This window comes from Rhizobium sp. UFLA01-1127, from assembly GCF_059803845.1.
The window spans coordinates 1-5,134 of the sequence record NZ_JAUQTZ010000233.1 but is presented as its reverse complement, the minus strand read 5'-3'; the positions used below and the strand labels follow the sequence as shown (position 1 = coordinate 5,134).

At 58.1% G+C, this 5,134-nt stretch carries 4 protein-coding genes; 2 read left to right on the top strand and 2 right to left on the bottom strand.

Going from position 1 to position 5,134, the window contains the following annotated elements; genetic code table 11:
• Positions 1–538, top strand: a 538-nt coding sequence (locus Q4Q11_RS30775; protein WP_498571855.1) for a homocysteine S-methyltransferase family protein, incomplete at its 5' end; no start/stop codon positions are given.
• A 120-nt stretch (positions 539–658) separates the two neighbouring features.
• Here the strand turns inward: Q4Q11_RS30775 and glf are convergent.
• Together glf and Q4Q11_RS30765 are read right to left on the bottom strand one after the other, a co-directional pair.
• Positions 659–1,834 (bottom strand): UDP-galactopyranose mutase, encoded by a 1,176-nt coding sequence (glf, locus tag Q4Q11_RS30770; RefSeq protein WP_112510011.1) that lies wholly within the window; start codon positions 1,832–1,834, stop codon positions 659–661.
• A 33-nt stretch (positions 1,835–1,867) separates the two neighbouring features.
• Entirely contained in the window at positions 1,868–3,007 is a 1,140-nt protein-coding gene (locus tag Q4Q11_RS30765; protein ID WP_498571854.1) for a DUF707 domain-containing protein, read from the bottom strand.
• A 357-nt stretch (positions 3,008–3,364) separates the two neighbouring features.
• Between Q4Q11_RS30765 and Q4Q11_RS30760 the strand changes: the two genes are divergently transcribed.
• Positions 3,365–5,134: glycosyltransferase (locus tag Q4Q11_RS30760; protein WP_498571853.1), on the top strand; the 1,770-nt coding region annotated here is incomplete at its 3' end.

Here is a 5,134-nt window from a genome sequence, read left to right as displayed (position 1 = left end):
GGAAGAGATCCGTGCTGCTGCTGAAGCCGCGGCAAAGGTCGGCCTGCCCTATGCCTATACGGGCTCCTTCGACACTGCCGGCAAGACCATGATGGGCCTGCACCCGAAGGACATTCATGCCATCGCCACCGACATCGGCGGAGGTCCGCTCGCGGTCGGCGCCAATTGCGGCGTTGGCGCATCGGATATCCTGGCCAGCCTGCTCGACATGACCGAGGCGGACCCGGCCGCAACCGTCATCGTCAAGGGCAATTGCGGCATTCCCGAATATCGCGGTGCCGAAATCCATTATTCCGGCACACCACCGCTGATGGCGGACTATGCCCGTCTCGCACGCGACGCCGGCGCGAAGATCATCGGCGGCTGCTGCGGCACCTCCTGCGGCCATCTGGCCGCCATGCGTCAGGCGCTGGACAGCTACGTGCGCGGCCCCCGCCCGACACTGGAAACGATCGTCGAACGGATCGGACCGCTGCGCAACAAGACCGCCAACGAAAGCGCCGCCGCGCCGGCGCGCGAACGCCGCAGACGGTCCTAAAGGAAAAAAGAGAAAGCCCGGTCGCCGGGCTTTCTCGTTATAATTCAACCATTTTCACGATGACTTTCGCCCGGCATCGCCTTGAAGGCAAGCCGAAGGCAATCACATGCCGGCCGCTATCTATTTCTCACCGCCGATGGAGCGTCCCTCGGTGAAATGCGGAACGATGCGGCTATCGAACGCCTTCAAGGCCGCGCCGATTGCCTGATGCATATCGAGATAGCGGTAGGTGCCGAGGCGCCCGCCGAAATGGACATTGGTCTCCGCTTCGGCCCGTTCGCGATATCGCAGGAAGATCTCTTTGTCCTGCCGCGTATCGATCGGATAATACGGCTCATCGACCCGCTTCGCCGAGCGCGAATATTCCCGCACGACGACGGTTTTCTCATTCTGATAGCTGCGCTCCGGATTGAAATGGCGAAATTCCAGAATGCGCGTATAGGGGATCGTCTCGTCGGCATAGTTCATGACCGCCATCCCCTGGAAGTCGCCGGTATTCAGGGTCTCTTTCTCGAAATCGATCGTGCGCCAGCCGAGTTCGCCCTCGGAATAATCGAAATAGCGATCGATCGGGCCGGTATAGACGATCGGAAGACCCTCCGGCAGCGAGGATTTCAACGAGAAGAAATCGACATCAAGGGCGATCTGGATTTTGGGATGCTTCAGCATCCTCTCGAAGATTGCGGTATAGCCGTCGACCGGCAGGCCCTCGTATTTGTCGTTGAAATAGCGATTGTCGAAAGTGTAGCGGACCGGCAGGCGCGTGATGATGTGCTCCGGCAGATCACGCGGATCGGTCTGCCATTGCTTGGCCGTGTAGCCGCGGATGAATGCCTCGTACAACGGCCGGCCGATCAGGGAAATCGCCTTCTCTTCCAGATTGGCCGGATGACGATCTGCCATCTCGGCCGCCTGCTCCGCTATCAATGCCTTTGCATCGGCGGGAGAAAGGCGCCGGTTGAAGAATTGCGAGATCGTGCCGAGATTGATCGGCATCGAATAGACCTGGTCGCGATAGGTCGAATAGACGCGGTGCTTGTAGTCCGTGAAGGTTGTGAATCTGTTGAGGTAGGTCCAGACTACCTCGTTCGGCGTGTGAAAGAGATGCGCACCGTAACGGTGAACTTCGATGCCCGTCTCGCCGTCGAATTCGCTGTAGGCATTGCCGCCGATGTGGCTGCGCCGGTCGATCAGAAGCACATTCTTCTGCAGCTCGTTCGCCACCCTCTCCGCAATCGTCGCGCCATAGAAGCCTGCGCCGACGATTAAGAGATCTACATTCGAAAAATCTATCATGTTTTCAAGCTTTCAACGCGGTAATCGATATGATCACTTTACCCCGGGCACCGGACGATACTGAAACCCGTAGGCCTGCCAGAGAGCCGCCTGCTCGCCGATCGCGGATCTCACATCATAGGTCGCGCCGATCGGGCGCGTATGGGCGATGGCAACGGCATCTATGATCCCCATACGCCCAGCCGGCCTTCCAAGGAACGAGGGCCAGAGATGATCAAGACCGTAGCCCGACTCCACATCCTTCATGGAGCCGATACAAATCTGCAGCGCGCGATGCGAGAAGATCGGACACATGATTTCAACGAAGCCTTCGAAGCGGACGACGCTGTCGGGCTTGTGAACGGTCAAAGGGTGGTTCGGATGGGAACCGGAACCTTGCTTCAGCGATGGCTGCGCCAGATCGAGGCCATGTTTGTGCGAGAGATGGAACATCCTGTTGATGTCCTCGCCGTCGCACAGCAAATCGTCATCCGGCAGCCAGATCCGCTCATAGTTCCAAAGCGGACTGCCTTCATAAAAGAGATCATGGATGATCTTGAATTTCTTGGTCTTCGGCAGATGCGCCAGGTATTCGTAGGGGCTGCTGGAAACTTCCGGGGTCTCGGCGCCATAATAGCCGATGCAGAGATCCCAGTTGCGCGATGCGTCGTCGATCTTCTCGAACCAGCGCGGATGCAGAGACTTCGAATTGGCCGGCACAACCACGAGATTGGGACGCCTTAGCCCCTCTTCAGGCTGTACCAGGAACTTTGCCTTGCGCTCGACGCCTGCGGGCGTCGAAAACAGCGGATGCTGAGGATGATCGGCCGGCACCAGCAGGTAGGTCGTGTTAACGCCGCCAATGACCCCGCGCCCCGCAAGCGCCATGAGATTGCCATCCTCGATATGCGCCGAATCGAAAATGACCGATGGCAGCCCGTCCCTGTCGATCAGGCAAAGCCGGCCGCCCATGACATGCCAGAAGTCGACAGCGGGATCGAAATAATTGCCGATCATGCCATCAGGCGCCAGAACCACGAACGGCGAGAACATCCCGCGATTGACGTCCCCAAGGCTCCAGAACGTTCCGCTCAGCATGTCCTGCGTCAGAAGCGGCGCATCGGACCATTGTATCGGGCTCGCCTGATGCACTCCGTTGACGGGCGTATGCAGGCTGTTCGCGGCCAATGACATCTGACTGTCCCCTAATTCCGAACCCCAAGTAACGGCTGATCCGAAGAACGCAGCCGCTTAACCGGCTCCCGGAGATTCACTCGCAATCAAGCCCGTTTGATCGGCACCTTGGCGATCGTTCCTTTTGCGAAGCTTGTGCGGACAAATCGAAGGCTGCGGTCCGCCCGAAAAGGCATTTCGTGCAATCCAGCCTCGCGAAAGTTGGCCGGCATAACCTTAGGGCTGGAATTTCTACGCGGGGCAATCGCGCGCTCAGGATATTGCCAAGAACGTCGGTGCTCGGCGGACACGAAGGTCGATCGTGTCGTCCGTCAGGTCGGGACTAAGAACCACTCGTCTTTTTTACGGTAGCAGAAGATGCATCAGAAGAAAAAGCTGGCCATAATCATCGAAGTCGACAGCTTCATCGGTGATATATTCCAACATCTGTCAAAGACTTACGAAGTTCTGGCCATACAGCCGAGGACCTACAAGGAAATCGAGACGGCTGTGGAATGGGCCGATATCGTCTGGTTCGAATTCTGCAACGAGCTCTTCGTGCATGCGATCAACCAGAATATCCGCCGGCTCGGCAAACGCGTCATTGCCCGCTGGCATCGCTTCGAGATCGTGGAATCGAATTTCCCTCAGCGCATCGACTTCGGGGCCATCGACGATCTGATCCTCGTATCTCACGACATGCTTCGCGTCCTGAAGCTCAGGGCGCCGCATGTCACGCAGAAGACGCGCACCCATGTCGTCTGGAACGGCCTCAATCTCGATAAGTTCAAGCCGATCCCTTCGCTCGACAAGAAGAAGATCGTCTGGGCCGCCAAGCCCTTCATGCGCAAGAACCAGCCTCTCTTCCTGCAGATCATGCATTCGCTGGTGAAGCGGGACCCTTCCTACACGCTGCATGTGGCCGGCGAACAGGAAGAGTTCGTCATGATGCCTTATCTGCAGCGTACGACAGAAAAGCTCGGTCTCACCCGCAATGTCTTCTTCCATGGCTGGCAGCGGAATATGCCCGCATTCCTGTCGGACAAGGGCGTGATCCTGTCGACCTCGGTACATGAGAGCTTCGGTTACAACATTGCCGAGGCAATGGCCGTCGGCGCCCTGCCCGTGGTCCATGACTATCCCGGTGCGGAAGAGTTCTGGCCCGACGAAATCCGCTTCTCGTCGGTGGACGAGGCCGTCGAAAAGATCATCTCGGGCCAGACCCACCAATGGATCGACTATGTGAGCGAAAAGTTCCCTCTCGCCAAGCAGCTGTACGAACTCGATATCGTCATGGGCGATCGTGTAGCCGAGGTCGCAAAGCCCATCTATACCGCTTCGCCGGAACAGCAGGCCGGCTCCAATTTGAAAAGACCGGTTCCGCTTTGGCTGGCCCAGCGTCCTGCGCCAGCGCCCCAGATCCAGCAGCCTGCACCGGTACCGCAGGCCATATCGGTGCAGCAGATTCGCGATGCCGTGCCAGCGGTCGAAGTGGCGATGCAGCCCGCACAGCAGCCCTTCCTGATACAGCCGCAACCTATTCCGATGCCGCCTGTTGAGCGGTTTGCTCCGGTTACGCCGCTGCCGCAGCCGACGCGGAGACCGGAAGTCGCTGCTGCCTTTGATTCAACCGGCTATTGGGAGGGCCGCTACCGCAACGGCGGCAATTCAGGCCCCGGCTCCTATGACCTGCTCGCCAGGTACAAGGGTGAATTTCTGAACGGCTTTGCCCGGAAGAAAGGTCTTACCTCCTTTGCCGAAATGGGCTCCGGCGACGGCAATCAGTTGAAATACTTCTCGTTCGACCGGTATACGGGCTTTGATGTCTCCAAAACGGTCATCGAGCGCACGATGATGATGTACAGGGACAAGCCGAACTACAACTTCGTCTGGCTGGGCGATCAGTCGCTGGATTGGGAGATGCATGAAGACGCCTATGACTGCGCTCTTTCGCTCGACGTGCTTTACCATCTGATTGATGACCGCATCTACGTCGACTATCTCGACCGGCTCTTCTCCCTTTCCCAGCGCTATGTCATTGTCTACGCCTCCAATTTCGATGGCCCGGATATCCGTGGCGCATCGCATGTCCGTCATCGCAAGTTCACCGCCGACATCGCCAGCCGGTTCCCGCAATGGACATTGCTG